Origin of the sequence: Geopseudomonas sagittaria (genome assembly GCF_900115715.1) — a bacterium.
GTDB lineage: Bacteria > Pseudomonadota > Gammaproteobacteria > Pseudomonadales > Pseudomonadaceae > Geopseudomonas > Geopseudomonas sagittaria.
In genome coordinates this window covers 89646-109734 of sequence record NZ_FOXM01000014.1, presented here as the reverse complement: position 1 = coordinate 109734, position 20089 = coordinate 89646, and the positions used below count along the sequence as shown (strand labels likewise).

The window sequence follows — 20089 nt, the reverse complement described above, 5'->3', positions numbered from 1 at the left end:
GGGGGTGCGTATTGCGCGGCGCGCGCGGCTAGGCGTTACCGGCCGGATGAGTGTTCCACGTGGAACATGCCGTGGTGAGCCACGTAATTGCGGGGCTGCTCCAGAAAGCGCTCAGCCTCGATGGAGAGTGCCGAAGTCATCACCCTCGGGCGTGGCCTGTATACCTTTGACTTCCTGGGACTGCACGCCTAGGGCAATAGTTAAACTGGTACCCGTGAGCATGAAGTAAAAGTTTTTGCGAGGGCGATCCTCTGTGAGAGTCCAGCCGCTTAAGCCAGTCATACATCCAGGCCGCGCTCACGCTCCAGATCGATAAGGCGTGCTGTCGGACCGTCTGGCTGTAGCCGCTCGACGACAATCTGCGGCCAGCGGTTGCGGGAACGACGCCTGGCGACGTTGTAGGTGAACTCCTGAATCCAGTTCGAGGGGTAGAAAAACAGGTCGCCGAGCAACAGGACGAAATCGGTGCCGCTGAGATAGTTCTTGCCGCCGGCGGCTGCTTTTTCCTCCGCAATCACCTGGCGTGAGTGAGCGAGGAATCCTGTTGGTTTGATGTGGGCCGCCAACTGGCTTTTGACGAAGGCGTCCGATTCGCTGTGATTGCCGTCCTTGTCGAACCAGGGGCCGTTGTTCATGTAGGCGCGGAGGTATTCCCAGAAGCCCTTCTGCATGGCCAGCGTCTTGCCCATGGGCGCACCGAGGCTGACCATCAGGGTGTTGTCCGGCTCGCCGAGGCGGCGCACGAGAACTTCCAGAGAAGCGTTGTTCATCCCCGCGGTGTAGGGGCCGACCAACTGGAACTCGCAGGCGATGGCCTGAATGCCGTCCCAGGGGGTGTGGTAGAGCTCGCCATTATGGTCGAAGTAGACCTCGCGGGTGCGGCGGTTGAAGAGAATTGGCAAGGGTAAGGGGCGACTGATTTCCCAGAGGCAAGGAATCACAAGTGCTGGGATACATATCCAAAGCATGGAGGGTACCAGCCCCCATTTCCCGGAAAATAACGCCATAACCAAGGCGCAGAATAAAAGCATGGCCCCTCCAATCCCACCGATCAAACCTGTGATCAACCCTCGATCGCTATCACCCCCAGCCTGTAAGGCCAAGTAGTGTTCGGTGTGCTCGTCGGTGATAAAGAGTTCCATGGGCTTTTCGCCCGTGGGCAGGCAGGCGCTCAGCAGAATGCAGGGCGTTTGGCCGTACTTTGCCCGCGCCTGCTGAATCAGGTCTTTCAGAGCCATGCGATGTCCTCGATATCGATTGCCGGCAGGGTCAGGCCTTCCAGAGGCGAATAGCTCAATTTGCCGCTGACTTTATTCAGCCTGCGTCCGTCCCGGTCCTCGTGATAGACGCGCCGGTAGGTGGCAACGCCGGATGCGGTGCTGACGTGGGTGCCGGCATGCAGATCGAAATCCTTGCCGGTCCATTCCACCGGTTTGCGCAGGCTGCCCAAACCGAACTGGCCGCCCCAGACTTCTTCGCCCTTGAAGTGGAGCATCTCGTCGGTCAGCGTGTTCTTGCCCGGCAGGCGCAACATCAGGTAGGTGATTGCCTGCATGCCGCGGTAAGGATTGAGCTCGTTCAGCCGGTAAGCGTCGAAGTAGATGGGGAACAGGACCTTGTACAGTTCGGTCATGGCCTGTTGGTAGTCGTTGGCCCAAGCCGCCGGGGCGATGCCGAACCGGGTGCCCTTGATCCATTTCTCGAGAGGACTGTCCTGGGTATGGAGACGGGCGATAACGCCGCCGACGATCAGGATGGTAACGCCGAGTGCTTTAAACGCCAGATGTGGCGCTTGTGCGACCCCCCGGCCGATGGTGGCGGCCTCTCCGGCAATAACAGCCGCACGAGCGGCGCGCACCACCCGGTAGGTTCTCACGTAAATCGCCAGATTGGTCGCTGAGGCAACGCTGAGGCCTGCATTGATAGCAGCCGTATCGAAGTCGCCGGATCGAAAGGACTCCAAGGTTTCCAGGCCATAGACAATCACATCCAGGCTGGACGTGACCGCTTGGAGCGCGGCCGATTTCGTTCCCATGCCGAGCGCTTTGGCTAAAACCGTCCGGGAGGATATGGATTCTGCCCCCGCAACCTTAACCGCGGACTCCCAGTTGACCTCGGCCACCTTCTGCAAGGCCGCGGAACCTGCTGACGCTAGTCCAAATAAGCCACTTGCGAAGTTGAGTTTGTTCTTGGCTGATTGGTAGTCGTCGAGAAGTTGCTTTCCACCCCACCCAAAATTCACCCCCGCTACCAGAGCTACCAAGCATTTGATGGGGGCACTATTCAGCGCATCCTTGCTCAGGTTGAGCATATCCTTGAGGTTCACCTCGGCAGCCAGTTGACCGGTTAGGGGAGCCAGCTTGCCCCCCGTTTTGGCGACTTCCGCGGCGGGAGCCAGATGGAAGAATGGCAAGGCGTCGCGCACAGTACGGGCCACAGGGTTGAGCTGGAACTTCGCAGGCAGGGCTTTTGGCCTCGTGGCCAACTGATCGCTCAGCCACTCCCCAACCTGCCGTGGGCTGGCTTCTGCTACCGCCAGGCGCTGCCGGCCGCGGGACAAGGCTGCCGCGAGGTAAAGCCTGCCGGCGCTTTCAACCGGTGCCTTGTAGGCATCCCGCAGATGCAGGCCGGCAACCGGGGCCAGGGCGGTAAGCAGCGCTTCCGACGCCGCCGCCGGGTTGTGCTTGCTGAGGTTGTCTGCCGCGTGGTTGATCATGCCGCTCAGGGCCATGGCGCGGCCGAGGTTGGCAGCTTCCTTGGCCAGTGCGGGCAGGTTGTCGTTGAGTCCGTCGGAAACATCCACCAGCGACTTGATCTCGCCGATGCCCATTCGCCTGCCCAGTCCGAGCAGTGCCCACAGCAACCACGGCTGGCCTACCTGCCTCTCGGGTGTAAGGGCAAGAGAAAGGGTCTTTGCGCCGATGCTTGTGCCCGATGGGCCCAGGCAGGCCGCGGCGAACTCATGCTCCAGAGCGGAACGCGCATCCTGCTGGGTGATATCGAAATGGCCGCAGGCCGTATCCAGGCTGGCAGGCCCCTTCGTGGCTTGCGTGTTGAACCAGTCGGCCCACAATTCGCTCACCCGGCGAACGTCGGCCGCGTAGTTCTCCTCCTGTTGGTGTTGCTCTTGCCAGGCGGTGGTCAGTTGGCCATGCCGCGTGATCGAGGAGAGTTGGCTCCTGATCTGTGCATCGCTTTCTGCCAGTGACTGAAGCACGCCTGCCATGGCCCAATCGTCGCCGCGCTGTTGCCGCAGGGTATCGAATGCCCGCTGCCGGGCGCGCAGCAGCGCCGCCAGATCAAGCAGTACCCCCCAGGCATCGTCGATGACGACATAGGCTTGCTGCTCGCAGCGCTGCATGCCATCCAGCAGGCCCGGCCAATTGGGGCGATGGCCGGTTGAAGGCTCGCAACTCCAGGCGTAGTGCTGCGCGTCCATGTAATCGCCGATTCGCTCGTGAATGGCGTCGGCTTTGCCGCTCAGGGGAGCTGCACCGGGGGTGAGTTCACGCATTACCCGCTGGCGGGTCTTGGCGGTTGTCTTTGCAGCCGCAAACTGCGCGTTGCTCCATTGGCTTGGTGACCAGGCGAGCATGGCTTTCTCGCCCGAGGGCAATAGCAGGTAGGGCAGGCAGCGGTTGTCTATCACCCTCCCGGCGCGGTTAGTCTGCTGCAGATGGGCTTTATCAACCTTGTACTCGACCAGCTTGCCAAGCCCGCTTTGCCACACATATAGCCAACCGTCGCGCAGCAGGCGTGCGGTGTAGTTGAGGGTGCGCCCTTCGAGCGTCTCATAGCCCTCGCCAAGACTCGGGAATTCGCCACGCAATGCCGGAAGCTGGAGCGCTGTCGTGTCGATGGCCAGCGTGGGGCCAATGGCATAGCGGAGGGGGAGAACGGCGGTCAGTAGTGGGCAGGACGCGGGTATGAAGGTGCTGCTTGGCGATGATGTCTGGCTCATGCTTCCACTTCCTGTGTTGCTTCATCCTGGTGTGCCAATGCTGCCAGCAGTGGCCAGTCGAGTGTCACTTGGGCGCTGAGCCCGGTATCGGCGGGGGCGCAGTCCAGATGAGGAGCCTGATTGCGCCAGGAGCAGATTGGCGCATGCTCGTGATGCAGCCAGACGCTGTCGATTCCATGCCAGAAGCCCTCTGGCCACCTGGCTCCGGCCGCCCAGGCGTTGCGCATCGGCCGTGCATCCGCGAAGCGCAGCCAGAATTCGCGCTTGTCCGGCGCGAGAATGCGCACTCTCCGTTGCAGTACCCGGAATAGCTCACCCAGCTCGAGTCGGCTTTCCAGCCATAACCCCGAGCACAAATCCGAACCGTGCCACCATGCATGGAAGGTGGAGCTGCCGGCTGCTGCGGGTAACAGTATCGGGCCAGCGTCGGCTATTTGTGAGTAGGGGGTCCCGACCAACAGCGGCCACGGTTGATCGCTCGGATAACGCTCGTAGAGCCATGCCAATGCATCGTCATACCGTGCCCCATCGAGCAGGATGGCACCCTTGCCTGTGCCGGGAGGATTCATGCCTGCACCTCTTTGGCAGCCGTTGCCGCCTCACACACTTCGCAGATGCCTGCGCGGGTTCGCCGAAAGACGGTGTTCTGCTTCACCAAGGCTTCCAGGGGGATGCCTGCCTTGTCCGCATCTGCAGGCCTGGCCTGCCCTGGCAGTATCGGTGCGACGCCCGAGCCACTGCCCGGCGCACCGCCCGAGTTGATCTTCACCGTCGGCCCGACCAGTGTGACGCCGCTGGCATCCAGCTTGACGAAGCTGCCTCCCGCCTTGAAGGTCAGTTCGCTGCCGGCCTCCAGCACTACCTTGAGGCCGCTGGCCAGGTGGATTTCCTGGCCGGCCTCGACGTACTGGCCGTTGCCGATCTTCACGTGCTGGCTGGCGCCGACGGTCAGGTGGTCGCTGGCGCGTACTTCGCTCTTGCGGTCGCCGCGGGTGGCGCGGTGTTCCTCGGCTCGGAACTCGCTGTAGCTGTTGGCCTCGACGCTGTCGTGACGCTCGTTACCGACGCGGATCTTCTGGTCGTGCTCGATGTTCTGGTCCCAGTCGCGCTGGGCGTGCACATAGATCTGCTCCTGGCCCTGGCGGTCCTCGATGCGCAGTTCGTTGTAGCCGCCACCGCCCGGGGTGCTGAGGGTCTTGAACACGCTGCGGGTCTTGTTCGCCGGCAGGTCGTAGGGGACGACGTGTTCCTTGTGGTACAGGCAGCCGGTGATCAGCGGCTGATCGGGGTCGCCCTCGAGGAAGCTGACCAGCACCTCCATGCCGACACGCGGGATGGCGATGCCGCCGTAGCGGTCGCCGGCCCAGCTGCTGGCGACGCGCAGCCAGCAGCTGGTGGTGTCGTCGGCCTGGCCCTCGCGGTCCCAGTGGAACTGCACCTTGATGCGGCCGTATTGGTCGCAGTGGATCTCCTCGCCGGCCGGCCCGGTGACCACGGCGCTCTGGCTGCCGAGCAGGCGCGGCTTGGCATGGGCCAACGCTGGGCGGAACGGCACGTCCCAGGGTGTGGCGGTGAAGCGGTTGCGGTAGCCCTGCTGGAAGCCGTCGCTCGCCGTCATCTCGCTGGTGACCGACTCCTCCAGCACCTGCGGCTGCTTGCCCTCGTGGTGGACTTCGCCGAGCAGCCACAGCTGGTTCCACTCGCGGCGCGGATGCTCGCCCAGTTCGAGGAAGTGCCCGCTGCGCAAGGTCGGTTGGTCGCTGCTGCCTTCGCCCAGCAGGTAGTCGGCGCGGTGGCGCTCCAGGGCGCGGCGGGCCAGCTGCTTGCCGCGCGTACGGTCGGTGAAGCGACCGGGGTAGGCGTAGTCCTCCAGATCCGGGGCGAACTCGCTGGCGAAGGCACTCTCCAGCTGCAGGCGCGGCTGTTCGGAGTCGTAGTCGCGGCGGGTCACCCGGTTGGTGCGGCTTTCCAGGCGCACGGTGAAGCGCTTGACCATCGGCTGGTCGGCGACCAGGCCGGAGTCCTGCTGGTAGCTCACCGGCGCCAGCCTGGGGAATGCCGTCTGGTCGTCACCGAACACCAGCTCATGAGCGGTCGGCGAGTGCTGGAAGTGGTAGTGGATACCCTCCTCCTCGCACAGGCGCTGCACGAAGTGCAGGTCGGACTCGGCGTACTGCACGCAGTAGTCGCGCTGGGGGTAGACGGTCGGGCCGAGCTGGAAGCGGTGGCCACTGCCTTCGAGGATGCCGTGTTCCTCCAGTACCCGGCCGACGATCTGCGGCACCGTGAGGTGCTGGAAGATGCGCTGATTGGTGCGGTGGGCCAGATAGGCCAGGCGCGGCACCAGGCTGAGGCGGTAGCGGGTCAGGCGCTGGCCGGAATCGCCTTGGGCAATCTGGTGGATCAGGCCGTGGATGCCGCTACCGTCCGGGGCGAAGGCGAGAAAGGCCGGCCGGTTGAGCAGGTCCTCGAGCACGAGGTCGGGGCGCGCGCTGACCAGTTCGAGGTCGAAGCGGTAGGGCTGGCCGATGGCCTCGCGGCCGTGGAATTCGAGGACCTGCAGGTCGTGGGCGATGCCATCGATGTGCAGGGTGAAGTGGGCGGCATTGGCCGGAGCGAACATCCGTTGTTCCTCGTCGGGTCTTCCATGGGCAGGCCGCCGTTTTTACGTCATCCGCCCGGGCGTGGGCGGGAAGCATTCGGCATTTCGGGCCGGTCGCTGCCCGGGAAACGGCATCGGCCAGAGAGTCTGGCCGATGCGTGGACTGCGCAGTGCGAGCGGATCAGGCGGAGATCGGCGTGCGCCAGTCGTCGGAGCCGGAGGTGCCGGAGACCTCGTGGGTCCAGACGATCTTGCGGTAGGTGAAGTAGATGTCTTCCAGATGGGTGAAGTGGGCCATGTTCGGATCCTGGCAGTTCGGCATGCGCGACTGCACGTCGACGATGATGGCGTCGTGCAGTTCGATGGTGAAGTAGTGCTCCTGGGTGCCGGTGGCGGAGGTGCGATACCACTCCAGGCGGCACTTGGTCAGGCGCTCGCCGGAGGTGAGGGCGTTGAACAGCAGCGGCGAGGATTTGTCGAACACCTTGGTGATCATCAGCGGCTTGTGCACGCGCTGGCCGGTGGGCTGGCCGGACTGCGGGTCGCGCGGAATGATGACCTGGTGGTGGAATGCCTCGACGAGGATCTGGTCCTCATGACCTTCCTGGAAAATGTTGCCGACCGAGCCCTCGGTGAAGGTGCCTGCGGTGATCAGACCTTGTTTAGTGCCTTCGATGGACAGGTACGCGGGGGTTGGCATGGGTGCTCTCCTTTGCCTGGATCATGGACCGGGTCGGTCCGGGAGCCACAGCTAGCGCAAGTGCCATGCCAGGGTTATTAATTCCTTTTTGAACAATGGCTTGCGTGTTTCCTTGCGAGCCTGACCGGCGGTAGTGTGAGCGAGGTCGGCAAAGCCTGTGCAGGATTCTGCGCAGGAACGTGCCAAGAGCTGCGCAGCTGCCTGCAGGCCTTGCCGGGCGGGGCTTGTAGCGGATTTCCGGGGGCCTCTGGGCGTTGTGCCTGCGCAAGGAGCTGCGCAGTGCCGACTCGGGTTGCGTCGGATGATGGCGCGTAGGCAGGGCAGTGAAATCGCTTGCGATCGCCGGCTGGCGGGTACAATGGCCACCCTGTGCAATCGCGGGAGAGTCCTGTGGAGAAGATCAAAGGCGCCCTGGTGGTGGGTGCACTGCGGCTGGTCGCCGCCCTGCCCTGGTCCGTCGTGCAGCGCCTCGGCGCCGCCATCGGCTGGCTGATGTGGAAGCTGCCCAACAGTTCGCGCGAGGTGGTGCGCATCAACCAGGCCAGGTGCTTCCCCGAGCTGGACGCGGCCGAGCGCGAGGCGTTGCTCGGGCGCACCCTCAAGGACCTCGGCAAGACCTTCACCGAGAGCGCCTGCGCGTGGATCTGGCCGGCGGAGAAGTCGCTGGCGCTGGTCAAGGAAGTGGAAGGCCTGGAGGTGCTCGAGGCGGCGCTGGCCAGCGGCAAGGGCGTGGTCGGCATCACCAGCCACCTGGGCAACTGGGAGGTGCTCAACCACTTCTACTGCAACCAGTGCAAGCCGATCATCTTCTACCGCCCGCCCAAGCAGAAGGCGGTGGACGAGCTGCTGCAGCAGCAGCGGGTGCAGATGGGCAACCGGGTGGCGCCGTCGACCAAGGAAGGCATCCTCAGCGTGATCAAGGAGGTGCGCCGCGGCGGCGCGGTGGGCATCCCCGCCGACCCGGAGCCGAGCGAGGGCAGCGGGATCTTCGTGCCGTTCCTCGGCGTGCAGGCGCTGACCAGCAAGTTCGTGCCCAGCATGCTCGCCGGGCACAAGGCGGTCGGCGTGTTCCTGCATGCCATCCGCCTCGACGACGGCAGCGGCTTCAAGGTGATCCTCGAGGCAGCGCCGGAAGAGATGTACAGCAAGGACCCGGAAGTCGGCGTGGCGGCGATGAGCCGGGTGCTGGAGAGCTACGTGCGGCGCTGGCCGAGCCAGTACATGTGGAGCATGAAGCGCTTCAAGAAGCGCCCGGCCGGCGAGCCACGCTGGTACTGAGGCGGCGCCTTGCGCCTGCCAGGCAGGCTGGGCTGACCGCACAGGGTCGAAATGCCAGGCCTGGCAGCCTGGTTGGTGGGTTACGTCCGGCGGCCTGGCCCGCCCTACGCCCCGGCTCGGCGATGTTCAGTGCGCCGGCTTGTCCAGTTTCTTCAGAAACACGCTCATTTCCTTCTCCGCCTGCTTGTCGCCATGCCGGCGGGCGGCCTCCAGGCCCTGCTGCCAGGCGGCGCGCGCCGCCGCCGTCTCGCCGAGGGCGGCACGGGCCTTGCCCAGCAGCTTCCAGGCCGCCGAATAGTTGGGGTCGAATTCCACGCAGCGCGAGAGGTGTAGTACCGCCTCGCTGGCGTTGCCGGCATCCAGATGGGCGTTGCCCAGGCCGAAGCGCAGCAGGGCGTTGTCGTGGCCGGCGGCCAGCAGTTTTTCCAGGGCGGCGACGGTGGTCATGCTGTTCTCCTCGAGACGACAGGCAAGCAGGCTACAGCGTAGCGTCTGTGCAGGAGCAGATTCATCCGCGACCTGCATTGCAGCGGGGCGCGAATGAAGCCGTCATGCGATTGACCCGGCCGCGCCTCAGTAGCGCCAGAAGCCCGGCGACAGCAGCACCACCAGCGAGAACACCTCGAGGCGGCCGAGGATCATCGCCACGCTGAGCAGACCCTTGGCGCTGTCCGGCAGGCTGGCGTAGTTGGCGGTGGCCTCGCCCAGCGCCGGACCGAGGTTGTTCATGCACGAGGCCAGGCTGGAGAAGGCGGTGATCGGGTCGAGGCCGGTGCCGAGCAGCAGCAGCATCAGGCCGAAGAAGGTCACCATGTACATGGCGCAGAAGCCCCACACCGATTCGACCACCCGGTCCGGCACCTTGCGCCGGCCCATCTTCACCCCGAACACGCCGTTGGGGTGCAGCAGGCGCTGGATCTCGCGCTGGCCCTGGCGCACCACCAGCATGGTGCGCATCACCTTCATGCCGCCGCCGGTGGAGCCGGCGCAGGCACCGATGAAGGCGGTGTACAGCAGCAGGAACGGCAGGAAGCTCGGCCACAGGCTGAAGTCGTCGACGCCAAAGCCGGTGGTGGTGAACACCGAGACCACCTGGAAGGCGGCGTAGCGCACCGAGTCGAGCGGGTGCTCGTGGTGGCTGTAGATCATCAGGATCAGCGTGGTGATGGTGAATACCGCGGCGAGCAGCTTGAGGTAGGCGGTGCACTCGGCATCGCGCAGATAGGCCTTCAGCGAACGGCTGCGCAGGGCAAGGAAGTGCAGGGCGAAGTTCATCCCCGAGGCGACCATGAAGAAGATGCAGATGGCCTCGATCAGTGCGCTGTCGAAGTAGCCGATGCTGGCGTCGTGGGTGGAGAAGCCGCCGATGGCGATGGTGGCGAAGCTGTGGCCGACCGCATCGAACAGGCTCATGCCGGCGATCCAGTAGGCCAGCGCGCAGAGCACGGTGAGGCCGCAGTAGATCAGCCACAGGGTCTTGGCGGTGTCGGCGATGCGCGCCGACAGCTTGTTCTCCTTCAGGGGGCCCGGCATCTCGGCGCGGTACAGCTGCATGCCGCCGATGCCGAGCATCGGCATCACCGCCACCGCCAGCACCACGATGCCCATGCCACCCAGCCACTGCAGTTGCTGGCGGTAGTAGAGGATCGAGTGCGGCAGGTCGTCGAGGCCGCTGAGCACGGTGGCGCCGGTGGTGCTGAGGCCGGAGAAGGCCTCGAACAGCGCATCGGTGGCGCTCATCGCCGGCTTGTCGCTGACCAGGAAGGGGATGGCGGAGAAGAAGCCGAGCACGGTCCAGAACAGCGCGGTGATCAGGTAGCCGTCGCGCACCCGCAGTTCGCCGCGGGCCGCGCGCACCGGGAACCAGATGACCGCGCCGGTGCACAGGGTGATGACAAAGGCCCAGATGAAGCTGCGCCAGGTGTCGTCGCCGAAATGCAGGTCGATCAGCAGGGGCGGCAGGTGGGTGATGCTGAACAGCATCAGCAGGATGCCGAGGATGCGGGCGATGACGGCGTAGTGCATGGGCGAAAGCTACCGGCGCAGGAGAGGTGCGGGAGTGGGGCGGAGCGGACGCCCTGGGGCGTCCGGCGTGCGGCTCAGAAGAAGGTCAGGCCGGCCTGGAACAGGCGCTCCACGTCGCGGATGTGCTTCTTGTCGATCAGGAACAGCAGGATGTGGTCGCCCGACTCGATCTGGGTGTTGCCGTGGGCGATCAGCACCTCCTCGTCGCGGATGATCGCGCCGATGGTGGTGCCCGGCGGCAGCGGCACGTCGGCGACCTTGCGGCCGACCACCTTGCTCGACTTGGCGTCGCCGTGGGCGATGGCCTCGATGGCCTCGGCGGCGCCGCGGCGCAGCGAGTGCACGGCGACGATGTCGCCGCGGCGCACGTGGGTCAGCAGGGTGCCGATGGTGGCCTGCTGCGGGCTGATGGCGATGTCGATCTCGCCGCCCTGGATCAGGTCGACGTAGGCCGGGTTGCTGATCAGGCTCATCACCTTGCGCGCGCCGAGGCGCTTGGCCAGCAGCGAGGACATGATGTTGGCCTCGTCGTCGTTGGTCAGGGCGAGGAAGATGTCGGCGTCGCTGATGTTCTCCTCGACCAGCAGGTCGCGGTCGGAGGCGCTGCCCTGCAGGACGATGGTGCTTTCCAGGGTGTCGGACAGGTAGCGGCAGCGCGCCGGGTTCATCTCGATGATCTTCACCTGGTAGCGGCTCTCGATGGCTTCGGCCAGGCGCTCGCCGATGTGCCCGCCACCGGCGATCACCACCCGCCGGTAGCTGTCGTCGAGGCGGCGCAGCTCGCTCATCACCGCGCGGATGTGGCTGCGCGCGGCGATGAAGAACACCTCGTCGTCGGCCTCGATCACCGTGTCGCCCTGCGGGATGATCGGCCGGTCGCGGCGGTAGATGGCCGCCACCCGGGTGTCGATGTTGGGCATGTGCTCGCGGATCTGCTTGAGCTGCTGGCCGACCAGCGGGCCGCCGTAGTAGGCGCGGATGCCGACCAGCTGGGCCTTGCCGTCGGCGAAGTCGAGCACCTGCAGGGCGCCGGGGTATTCGATCAGGCGCTTGATGTAGTTGGTCACCACCTGCTCGGGGCTGATCAGCACGTCGACCGGGATCGCCTCGTTGCAGAACAGGCCGGCGCGGGTCAGGTAGGCGGCCTCGCGCACCCGGGCGATCTTGGTCGGCGTGTTGAACAGGGTGTAGGCGACCTGGCAGGCGATCATGTTGGTTTCGTCGCTGTTGGTCACCGCCACCAGCATGTCGGCGTCGTCGGCGCCGGCCTGGCGCAGCACCGTCGGGTAGGAACCCTTGCCCTGGATGGTGCGGATGTCCAGGCGGTCGCCCAGATCGCGCAGGCGGTCGCCGTCGGTGTCGACCACGGTGATGTCGTTGGCCTCGCTGGCCAGGTGCTCGGCCAGGCTGCCGCCGACCTGTCCCGCGCCGAGAATGATGATTTTCATCCGACTACTCCTTGAGCGCGCGCGGCTGGGGCGCGGCGGCAATCTTGATCAGCTTGGCATAGTAGAAGCCGTCGTGGCCGTCGACCTGGGCCAGCAGCTGGCGGCCGTGGGGCTGCTTGAGGCCGAACGGGCCGGGGATGTCCAGCTCGCGCGCGCCGGGGGTGCGGGCGAGGAAGGCGTCGATCACCGCGGTGTTCTCGGTCGGTAGGGTCGAGCAGGTGGCGTACAGCAGCACGCCGCCGACCTCCAGGGTCGGCCACAGGGCGTCGAGCAGCTCGCCCTGCAGGGCGGCCAGGGCGACGATGTCGTCGGCCTGGCGGGTCAGCTTGATGTCCGGGTGGCGACGGATCACCCCGGTGGCCGAACAGGGCGCATCGAGGAGGATGCGCTGGAACGCCTGGCCGTCCCACCACTGGCCGACGGCGCGGGCGTCGGCGGCGATCAGTTTGGCATCCAGCTGCAGGCGGGCGAGGTTCTCGCGCACGCGCACCAGGCGGCTCTCTTCCAGGTCGACGCCGGTGACGGCCAGCGTCGGTTCGACTTCCAGCAGGTGGCAGGTCTTGCCGCCAGGCGCGCAGCAGGCGTCCAGCACGCGCTGGCCGGGCTTGAGTTCGAGCAGGTCGGCGGCCAGCTGGGCGGCCTCGTCCTGCACGCTGCCCCGCCCTTCGGCGAAACCCGGCAGGCCGGTGACGTCGCACGGCGTGGCCAGCTGCACGCCGTCGGGGCTGAAGGCGCAGGCGCGTGCGTCGATGCCGGCGGCGGCCAGCTCGGCGAGGTAGGCGTCGCGCGAGCCATGGCGGCGGTTGACCCGCAGGGTCAGCGGCGGATGGCTGTTGTTGGCCGCGCAGATGGCTTCCCAGTGCGCCGGCCAGTGCGCCTTGAGCGCCTTCTGCAGCCAGCGCGGATGGGCGGTGCGCGCCGCCGGATCCCGTTCCAGGTCGGCCAGCAGCGCTTCGCCCTCGCGCTGGGCGCGGCGCAGCACGGCGTTGATCAGGCCCTTGGCCGAGGACTTCTTCAGCCGGTCGACGCAGCCGACCGTCTCGCCGATCGCCGCGTGGGCGGGTATCCGCGTGTACAGCAGCTGGTACAGGCCGATCAGCAGCAGCGCCTCGAGGTCCCTGTCGCCGGCCTTGAACGGCTTCTGCAGCAGCTTGTCGGCGAGCAGCGCCAGGCGCGGTTGCCAGCGCGCGGTGCCGAAGGCCAGCTCCTGGGTCAGGCCGCGGTCGCGGGCGTCGACCTTGTCCAGCTGCGCCGGCAGGGCGCTGCCCAGCGAGGCCTTGCCGGCGAGCACGGCGCCGAGGGCGCGGGCGGCGGCCAGTCGCGGATCGAGGCTCATCAGACCAGCACCTGGCCGACGGCGAACTGCTCGCGGCGGCTGTTGTACAGATCACTGAAGGCCAGCGGCTTGCCGCCGGACAGCTGCAGACGGGTCAGGCACAGCGCGCCCTCGCCGCAGGCGACGCTGAGGCCGTCGCGGCTGGCGGCGAGGATTTCACCCGGCGCGCCCTGCCCCTCAGCCACTTCCGCGGCCAGCACCTTGAGCGGTGCCTCGGCGAGGGTGGTATGGCAGACCGGCCAGGGGTTGAAGGCGCGCACCAGGCGCTCCAGCTCGACGGCCGGGCGGCGCCAGTCGAGGCGCGCCTCGTCCTTGTTGAGCTTGTGGGCGTAGGTCGCCAGGGCATCGTCCTGCACCTCGCCGCGCAGGGTGCCGGCGGCCAGCTGCGGGATGGCCTCGACCACCGCCGCGGCGCCCAGCTCGGCCAGGCGGTCGTGCAGGCTGCCGCCGGTGTCGTCGGCACTGATCGGCGTGGCGACCTTGAGCAGCATCGGCCCGGTGTCCAGGCCCGCCTCCATGCGCATCACGGTGACCCCGGACTCGGCATCGCCGGCCTGCACCGCGCGCTGGATCGGCGCGGCGCCGCGCCAGCGCGGCAGCAGGGAGGCGTGGCTGTTGATGCAACCCAGGCGCGGGATGTCCAGCACCACCTGCGGCAGGATCAGGCCGTAGGCCACCACCACCAGCAGGTCGGGCGCCAGCGCGGCCAGCTCGGCCTGGGCCGCCGGGTCGCGCAGGGTCGCCGGCTGCAGTACCGGGATGTCGCGAGCGACGGCGAGCTGCTTGACCGGGCTGGCCATCAGTTTCTGGCCGCGGCCGGCCGGTCGGTCGGGCTGGGTGTACACCGCCGCTGGGGTCAGGCCTGCGTCGAGCAGGGCCTGCAGGTGGCGGGCGGCAAATTCCGGGGTACCGGCGAAGACGATGCGCAGGGGCTGGCTCATGGGGCTCGCTCAAGAAAAAAGGCTTGCCGCGGGCAAGCCTTCTGGTGAGTCAGGAGTGTTGCAGACGATGCTGTTTTTCCAGCTTCTTCTTGATCCGGTCGCGCTTGAGGCTGGACAGGTAGTCGACGAACAGCTTGCCGTTGAGGTGGTCGCACTCGTGCTGGATGCACACCGCCAGCAGGCCCTCGGCAATCAGCTCGAAGGGCTGGCCGTCGCGGTCCAGCGCCTTGATCCTGACCTTCTGCGGGCGGTCGACGTTCTCGTAGAAACCAGGCACCGACAGGCAGCCTTCCTGGTACTGGTCCATCTGCTCGGTGAGCGGTTCGAACTCGGGGTTGATGAACACCCGCGGCTCGCTCTTGTCCTCGGACAGGTCCATCACCACCAGACGCTTGTGCACGTTGACCTGGGTCGCCGCCAGGCCGATGCCGGGCGCCGCGTACATGGTTTCGAACATGTCGTCGATCAGCTGGCGCAGCGCGTCGTCCACCACGTCCACCGGCTTGGCGTGGGTGCGCAGGCGGGGATCGGGGAATTCGAGAATGTTCAGGATCGCCATATGCGTTTGTGATGCACTTGTGGAATAAATCGAAAACCGGCTGATAAGATGCCCGGCAGCTCGAAAAACGGCTTGAGGCCGCGTATTTCGCCGGCCAGCGCACGTTTTGTGTGTCGGCACATGATAAAGGGATTCACCTCATGAGGAAATCATTAGTCGCCCTGCTGCTGATGGCGGCTGGCAGCCTGGCCCAGGCCGAAGTCCTGCTCCGGGACGGTCATCCGCAGAGTTACACCGTGGTGCGCGGCGATACCCTGTGGGACATCTCCGGCAAGTTCCTGCGCCAGCCGTGGAAGTGGCCGAAAATCTGGAAGGCCAATCCGCAGGTGCAGAATCCGCACCTGATCTACCCGGGCGACGTGCTCAGCCTGGTCTACGTCGACGGCCAGCCGCGCCTCGTGCTCGGCCGCGGCGAGTCGCGTGGCACCATCAAGCTGTCGCCCAAGGTGCGCAGCACGCCGATGGCCGAGGCCATCCCGGCCATTCCGCTGGAGAAGATCAACAGCTTCCTGCTCAGCAACCGCATCGTCGACAGCGAAAGCGAGCTCTCCCAGGCGCCGTACATCGTCGCCGGCAACGCCGAGCGCGTGGTCAGTGGCGCCGGCGACCGCATCTACGCCCGCGGCAGCTTCGCCGACGGCCAGCCGGTCTATGGCCTGTTCCGTCAAGGCAAGACCTACACCGATCCGCAGACCGGCGAAGTCCTCGGCATCAACGCCGACGATATCGGCAGCGGCGAAGTGGTGGCCGAGGAAGGCGACATCACCACCCTGGTGCTCAGCCGCACTACCCAGGAAGTGCGCATAGGCGACCGCCTGCTGCCCACCGAGGAGCGCGCGATCAGCTCCACCTTCATGCCCAGCGAGCCGGCTCTCGACATCGACGGCGTGATCCTCGACGTCCCGCGCGGCGTGACCCAGGTCGGCCAACTCGACGTGGTCACCCTGAACAAGGGCCTGCGCGATGGCCTCAGCGAAGGCAACGTGCTGGCGGTGTACAAGACCGGCGAGACCGTGCGCGACCGCCTCACCGGCGAGAGCGTGAAGATCCCCGACGAGCGCTCCGGCCTGCTGATGGTGTTCCGTGTCTACGACAAGCTCAGCTACGGCCTGGTGCTCAATGCCAACCGCTCGCTGGCGGTGCTCGACAAGGTACGCAACCCGTAAGTGCTGTGAACGAAGCCCCCGCCCTGCGGGGGCTTCGAGTTTCTGGCCTGACGCAAGGATCCGCGTCGACCACCGGCGCTGCCGTGCCGCCCTCCTCTCCCGATCAAGGACGATCGCCATGCCCTATCCCGCCGCTCCGTCCCCCGCCGAACTGGAAGCCCGCCTGCGCCTGCATGGCCTGCCGGAGATCGGTCCGCGGCGCTTTCGCCGTCTGCTCGAGGTGTTCGGTTCGGCCAGTGCCGCCCTCAGCGCGCCGGCTTCCGCCTGGCAGTCCCTCGGCCTGCCGCAGGTTGCCGCCCTGGCGCGGCGCAGCACCGGGGTGCGCGACCAGGCGGCACACGCCCTGGCCTGGCTGGAGCAGCCCGGGCAGCACCTGCTGTGCTTTGATGACCCCGCCTATCCCGCGCTGCTCGCCGAGCTGAACGACGCCCCGCCGCTGCTGTTCGTCGCCGGCGAACCGGCGCTGCTCGAGCGTCCGCAACTGGCCATGGTCGGCAGCCGCCGGGCCAGCCGGCCGGGACTGGACAGTGCGACGGCGTTTGCCCGCAGCCTGGCCGGCGGCGGTTTCGTGGTCACCAGCGGGCTGGCGCTGGGCATCGATGGCGCCGCCCACCTTGGCGCCCTGGCGGTTGGCGGCGCCACCGTGGCGGTGCTCGGCACCGGCCTGCAATGCCTGTACCCGAAACGCCACGCCGGCCTGGCCGCGCGCATCGTCGCCGAGGGCGGCGCGCTGGTCTCCGAGCTGCCGCTGGCGGCGCCACCGCACGCCGGCAATTTTCCGCGGCGCAACCGCATCATCAGCGGCCTGTCCCTCGGAGTGCTGGTGGTCGAGGCCAGCCCCTCCAGCGGCTCGCTGATCACCGCGCGGCTGGCCGCCGAGCAGGGCCGCGAGGTGTTCGCCATTCCCGGTTCGATCCACCATCCCGGCGCGCGCGGCTGTCACCAGCTGATCCGCGAGGGCGCCCAGCTGGTGGAGAAAGTCGAGGACATTCTCGAGGCCCTGCGTGGCTGGCAGCGCCTGCCGGCCAAGGCTGCGCCGCAACAGCAGACCATCGCATTGCTGGATGACCCGCATCCGCTGCTCGCCCTGCTGCATGCCGCACCGCAGAGCAGTGAGGCGCTGGCCGTCAGCAGCGGCCTGCCCTTGCCCGAGCTGCTCGCCCAGCTCACCGAGCTGGAGCTGGACGGGCAGATCGGCTGCGACAACGGCTGCTGGGTGTGCTGCACCGCGCGCGGATAAATCTGCTTACAGGCTGCCCGTCGGTCCCGCTGCCGCCGGCAAGGCGAACGGATACACTGCGCGGCACATTTTCCCCAGGGTGCAGAGGTGGTCATGGTCGGGCAGTGGCAGGTGCAGCAGGTGGCGCGGGTGGTGCGCCAGGGCGGCGTGATCGCCTACCCAACCGAGGCGGTGTGGGGGCTGGGCTGCGACCCGTGGGATGCCGAGGCGGTGTTCCGCCTGCTGGCGCTCAAGGCGCGGCCGGTGGCGAAGGGCCTGATCCTGGTCGCCGCCGACATCGCCCAGTTCGACTTCCTGCTCCACGACCTGCCGCCGGCCTGGCGCGCGCAGCTGCAGCTCAGCTGGCCGGGGGCGAACACCTGGCTGGTGCCGCACCAGAACCGCCTGCCCGAGTGGATCAGCGGGATGCACGACAGCGTCGCCCTGCGGGTCAGCGACCATCCGCGGGTGCGCGCGCTGTGCGCCCACACCGGGCCGCTGGTGTCGACCTCGGCCAACCCGGCCGGCCGCCCGGCGGCGCGTTCGCGCCTGCGCGTCGAGCAGTACTTCGGCGGCCAGCTCGACGCCGTGCTTGGTGGCGCCCTGGGCGGACGCAGGAACCCCAGCCTGATCCGCGACCTACGCACCGGCCAGGTGATCCGCCCGTCCTGATACAGACGTGCCGGCAATGGAAACCCTGAATTCAGGGTTTCCATGCGCAGCTGTCAGGGCAGCAGGATGGTCGAGCCGGTGGTCTGCCGCCCTGCCAGCGCGGCCTGCGCCGCGCCGGCGTCGGCCAGGGCGTAGCGCTGACCGATGTCCACCTGCAGGGTGCCGTCGGCGATCAGCGCGTACAGCTCGGCGGCCATGGCGCGCAGGCGCTCGGCGGTGTCGGCGTAGCCGGCCAGGGTCGGCCGGGTGACGAACAGCGAGCCCTTCTGCGAGAGGATGCCGAGGTTGACCCCGGTGACCGGTCCGGAGGCGTTGCCGAAGCTGACCAGCAGGCCGCGTTTGGCCACGCAGTCCAGGGAGGTCTCCCAGGTGTCCTTGCCCACCGAGTCGTAGACCACCGGGCACTTGGCGCCGTCGGTCAGCTCCAGCACCCGCGCTCGCACGTCCTCGCGGCTGTAGTCGATGGTCGCCCAGGCGCCCAGCGCCTGCGCGCGTGCGGCCTTCTCCGGTGATCCCACGGTGCCGATCAGCTTCACCCCCAGCGCCCTGGCCCACTGGCAGGCCAGGCTGCCGACGCCGCCGGCGGCGGCGTGGAACAGGATGGTCTCGCCGCCCTGCAGCCTGCCGATCTGGCGCAGCAGGTACTGCACGGTCAGGCCCTTGAGGGTCGCCGCGGCGGCCTGCTCGCAGCTCACCCCGTCGGGCAGCGGCACCAGCACGTCGGCCGGCAGGCAGTGCAGCTCGGCGTAGGAGCCCTGCGGGCCGGTGCAGTAGGCCACCCGGTCGCCGATCTGGAACTCGCCGACCGCGCTGCCCACCGCCTCGACCACCCCGGCGCCCTCGCTGCCCAGCCCCGCGGGCAGGCTCAGCGGATACAGGCCGTTGCGGTAGTAGATGTCGATGAAGTTGAGGCCGATGGCCTGGTTGCGCACCAGCACCTCGCGCGGACCGGGGGCGGCGGGGCTGAAATCGGCGTACTCGAGCACTTCGGGACCGCCGTGGCGGCTGAGCTGGATGCGTTTGGCCATGGCCGGGCATTCTCCTTGGGAAACAACGACAGGGCGTCCATCCAAGCCTGCGCCATGGCCTGCGTCAAGCGCGGGGTGGAAAACGCGGTGGTATGCTTGCCGCCTGTTGCGCGCCGCCGGCCTGTCCGTGCGGCCAGACCCGCATTCGAGGTGACTTGTGACTGACCGTATCGCGGCCGTGAAGGCCTACCTGCTCGACCTGCAAGACCGTATCTGCACCGCCCTCGCGGCCGAGGATGGCGGCACGCACTTTCGCGAGGAAGCCTGGGAGCGTCCGGGCGGCGGCGGTGGCCGCACCCGCGTGCTGGAGAACGGCGCGCTGATCGAGAAGGGCGGGGTCAACTTCTCCCACGTGTTCGGCGACGGCCTGCCGCCCTCGGCCAGCGCCCACCGCCCCGAGCTGGCCGGACGCAGCTTCCAGGCCCTCGGCGTGTCGCTGGTGATCCACCCGGAAAACCCGCACGTGCCGACCTCGCACGCCAACGTGCGGCTGTTCTGCGCCGAGAAGGACGGCGAGGAGCCGGTGTGGTGGTTCGGCGGCGGCTTCGACCTGACCCCCTACTACGCCCACGAGGAAGACTGCATCGAGTGGCACCGCGTGGCGCGCGCCGCCTGCGCGCCGTTCGGCGCCGACGTCTACCCGCGCTACAAGAAATGGTGCGACAGCTACTTCCACCTCAAGCACCGCGGCGAGCCGCGCGGCATCGGTGGGCTGTTCTTCGACGACCTCAACGAGTGGGACTTCGACACCTGCTTCGCCTTCATCCGCGCGGTGGGCGACGCCTACATCGAGGCCTACCTGCCGATCGTGCGCAAGCGCAAGGCCACCCCGTTCACCGAGCAGCAGCGCGAGTTCCAGGCCTACCGCCGCGGCCGCTACGTCGAGTTCAACCTGGTGTTCGACCGCGGCACCCTGTTCGGCCTGCAGTCGGGCGGGCGCACCGAGTCGATCCTCATGTCGCTGCCGCCGATCGTGCGCTGGGGCTACGACTGGAAGCCCGAGCCGGGCAGCGAGGAGGCGCGGCTGACCGAGTACTTCCTGCAGGATCGCGACTGGCTCGCCGGTCAGCCCTGATTGCCGGTCGTAGGGCGGGTTAGCCGTGCAACGACGTAACCCGCCATCGATGTCGCCAGACATCGCGATGGCCGGCCCG

The 20089-nt window shown here is 67.3% G+C and carries 17 protein-coding genes; 5 read left to right on the top strand and 12 right to left on the bottom strand.

Features of this window, described 5'->3' with window-relative positions; all coding sequences use genetic code 11:
* Nucleotides 1–278 precede the first annotated feature (278 nt).
* The 5 genes from BM297_RS21890 to BM297_RS16485 form a co-directional block, all read right to left on the bottom strand.
* Complete coding sequence (locus tag BM297_RS21890) at nt 279–1238, bottom strand: hypothetical protein (RefSeq protein WP_175526675.1); 960 nt, start codon at nt 1236–1238, stop codon at nt 279–281.
* On the bottom strand, nt 1229–3961 hold the full coding sequence (locus tag BM297_RS16500) for a toxin VasX (protein ID WP_092433482.1): 2733 nt from the start codon (nt 3959–3961) through the stop codon (nt 1229–1231). The genes BM297_RS21890 and BM297_RS16500 overlap by 10 nt, the downstream gene beginning before the upstream one ends.
* Entirely contained in the window at nt 3958–4530 is a 573-nt protein-coding gene (locus tag BM297_RS16495) for a DUF4123 domain-containing protein (protein ID WP_092433479.1), read from the bottom strand. Before BM297_RS16495 ends, BM297_RS16500 begins: the two co-directional genes overlap by 4 nt.
* Entirely contained in the window at nt 4527–6584 is a 2058-nt protein-coding gene (locus BM297_RS16490; protein ID WP_092433477.1) for a type VI secretion system Vgr family protein, read from the bottom strand. Before BM297_RS16490 ends, BM297_RS16495 begins: the two co-directional genes overlap by 4 nt.
* Nucleotides 6585–6744: 160 nt before the next feature.
* On the bottom strand, nt 6745–7263 hold the full coding sequence (locus tag BM297_RS16485) for an Hcp family type VI secretion system effector (RefSeq protein WP_092433475.1): 519 nt from the start codon (nt 7261–7263) through the stop codon (nt 6745–6747).
* A 390-nt stretch (nt 7264–7653) separates the two neighbouring features.
* Between BM297_RS16485 and BM297_RS16480 the strand changes: the two genes are divergently transcribed.
* On the top strand, nt 7654–8541 hold the full coding sequence (locus BM297_RS16480; protein ID WP_092433474.1) for a lysophospholipid acyltransferase: 888 nt from the start codon (nt 7654–7656) through the stop codon (nt 8539–8541).
* Nucleotides 8542–8667: 126 nt separating this feature from the next.
* Here the strand turns inward: BM297_RS16480 and BM297_RS16475 are convergent, their stop codons facing one another.
* From BM297_RS16475 to def, 6 genes are all read right to left on the bottom strand, one after another.
* Nucleotides 8668–8988, bottom strand: a complete 321-nt coding sequence (locus BM297_RS16475) for a tetratricopeptide repeat protein (RefSeq protein WP_092433472.1) — start codon at nt 8986–8988, stop codon at nt 8668–8670.
* Nucleotides 8989–9114: 126 nt separating this feature from the next.
* Entirely contained in the window at nt 9115–10566 is a 1452-nt protein-coding gene (locus BM297_RS16470) for a TrkH family potassium uptake protein (RefSeq protein WP_092433470.1), read from the bottom strand.
* Between the two features lie 74 nt (nt 10567–10640).
* A complete protein-coding gene (gene trkA, locus BM297_RS16465; protein WP_092433469.1) occupies nt 10641–12014 on the bottom strand; it encodes a Trk system potassium transporter TrkA in 1374 nt (457 codons plus the stop codon).
* A gap of 4 nt (nt 12015–12018) precedes the next feature.
* Nucleotides 12019–13350 carry a 16S rRNA (cytosine(967)-C(5))-methyltransferase RsmB gene (rsmB, locus tag BM297_RS16460; protein WP_092433468.1) on the bottom strand — a complete coding sequence of 444 codons (1332 nt, stop codon included), beginning with the start codon at nt 13348–13350 and terminating at the stop codon, nt 12019–12021.
* The gene (gene fmt, locus BM297_RS16455; protein WP_092433466.1) at nt 13350–14291 is read right to left on the bottom strand and encodes a methionyl-tRNA formyltransferase; all 942 of its coding nucleotides are present in this window, start codon (nt 14289–14291) and stop codon (nt 13350–13352) included. Before fmt ends, rsmB begins: the two co-directional genes overlap by 1 nt.
* Nucleotides 14292–14340: 49 nt before the next feature.
* A complete protein-coding gene (gene def / locus BM297_RS16450) occupies nt 14341–14850 on the bottom strand; it encodes a peptide deformylase (RefSeq protein ID WP_092433464.1) in 510 nt (169 codons plus the stop codon).
* Nucleotides 14851–14990: 140 nt separating this feature from the next.
* On the opposite strand from def, the gene BM297_RS16445 reads away from it, so the two are divergent.
* The 3 genes from BM297_RS16445 (at nt 14991) to BM297_RS16435 (ending at nt 17907) form a co-directional block, all read left to right on the top strand.
* Nucleotides 14991–16016: a LysM peptidoglycan-binding domain-containing protein gene (locus tag BM297_RS16445; protein ID WP_092433461.1), complete on the top strand. Its 1026-nt coding sequence runs from the start codon at nt 14991–14993 to the stop codon at nt 16014–16016.
* 118 nt (nt 16017–16134) lie between these two features.
* A complete protein-coding gene (gene dprA, locus BM297_RS16440; RefSeq protein ID WP_092433459.1) occupies nt 16135–17256 on the top strand; it encodes a DNA-processing protein DprA in 1122 nt (373 codons plus the stop codon).
* 93 nt (nt 17257–17349) lie between these two features.
* Nucleotides 17350–17907 carry an L-threonylcarbamoyladenylate synthase type 1 TsaC gene (locus tag BM297_RS16435; protein ID WP_092433457.1) on the top strand — a complete coding sequence of 186 codons (558 nt, stop codon included), beginning with the start codon at nt 17350–17352 and terminating at the stop codon, nt 17905–17907.
* 53 nt (nt 17908–17960) lie between these two features.
* On the opposite strand, the gene BM297_RS16430 is transcribed toward BM297_RS16435, so the two are convergent.
* Nucleotides 17961–18935 (bottom strand): quinone oxidoreductase family protein, encoded by a 975-nt coding sequence (locus BM297_RS16430; RefSeq protein ID WP_092433455.1) that lies wholly within the window; start codon nt 18933–18935, stop codon nt 17961–17963.
* Between the two features lie 157 nt (nt 18936–19092).
* Here BM297_RS16430 and hemF point away from each other — a divergent pair, with 157 nt between their 5' ends.
* Nucleotides 19093–20010 (top strand): oxygen-dependent coproporphyrinogen oxidase, encoded by a 918-nt coding sequence (hemF, locus tag BM297_RS16425; protein WP_092433453.1) that lies wholly within the window; start codon nt 19093–19095, stop codon nt 20008–20010.
* Nucleotides 20011–20089: the final 79 nt, after the last annotated feature.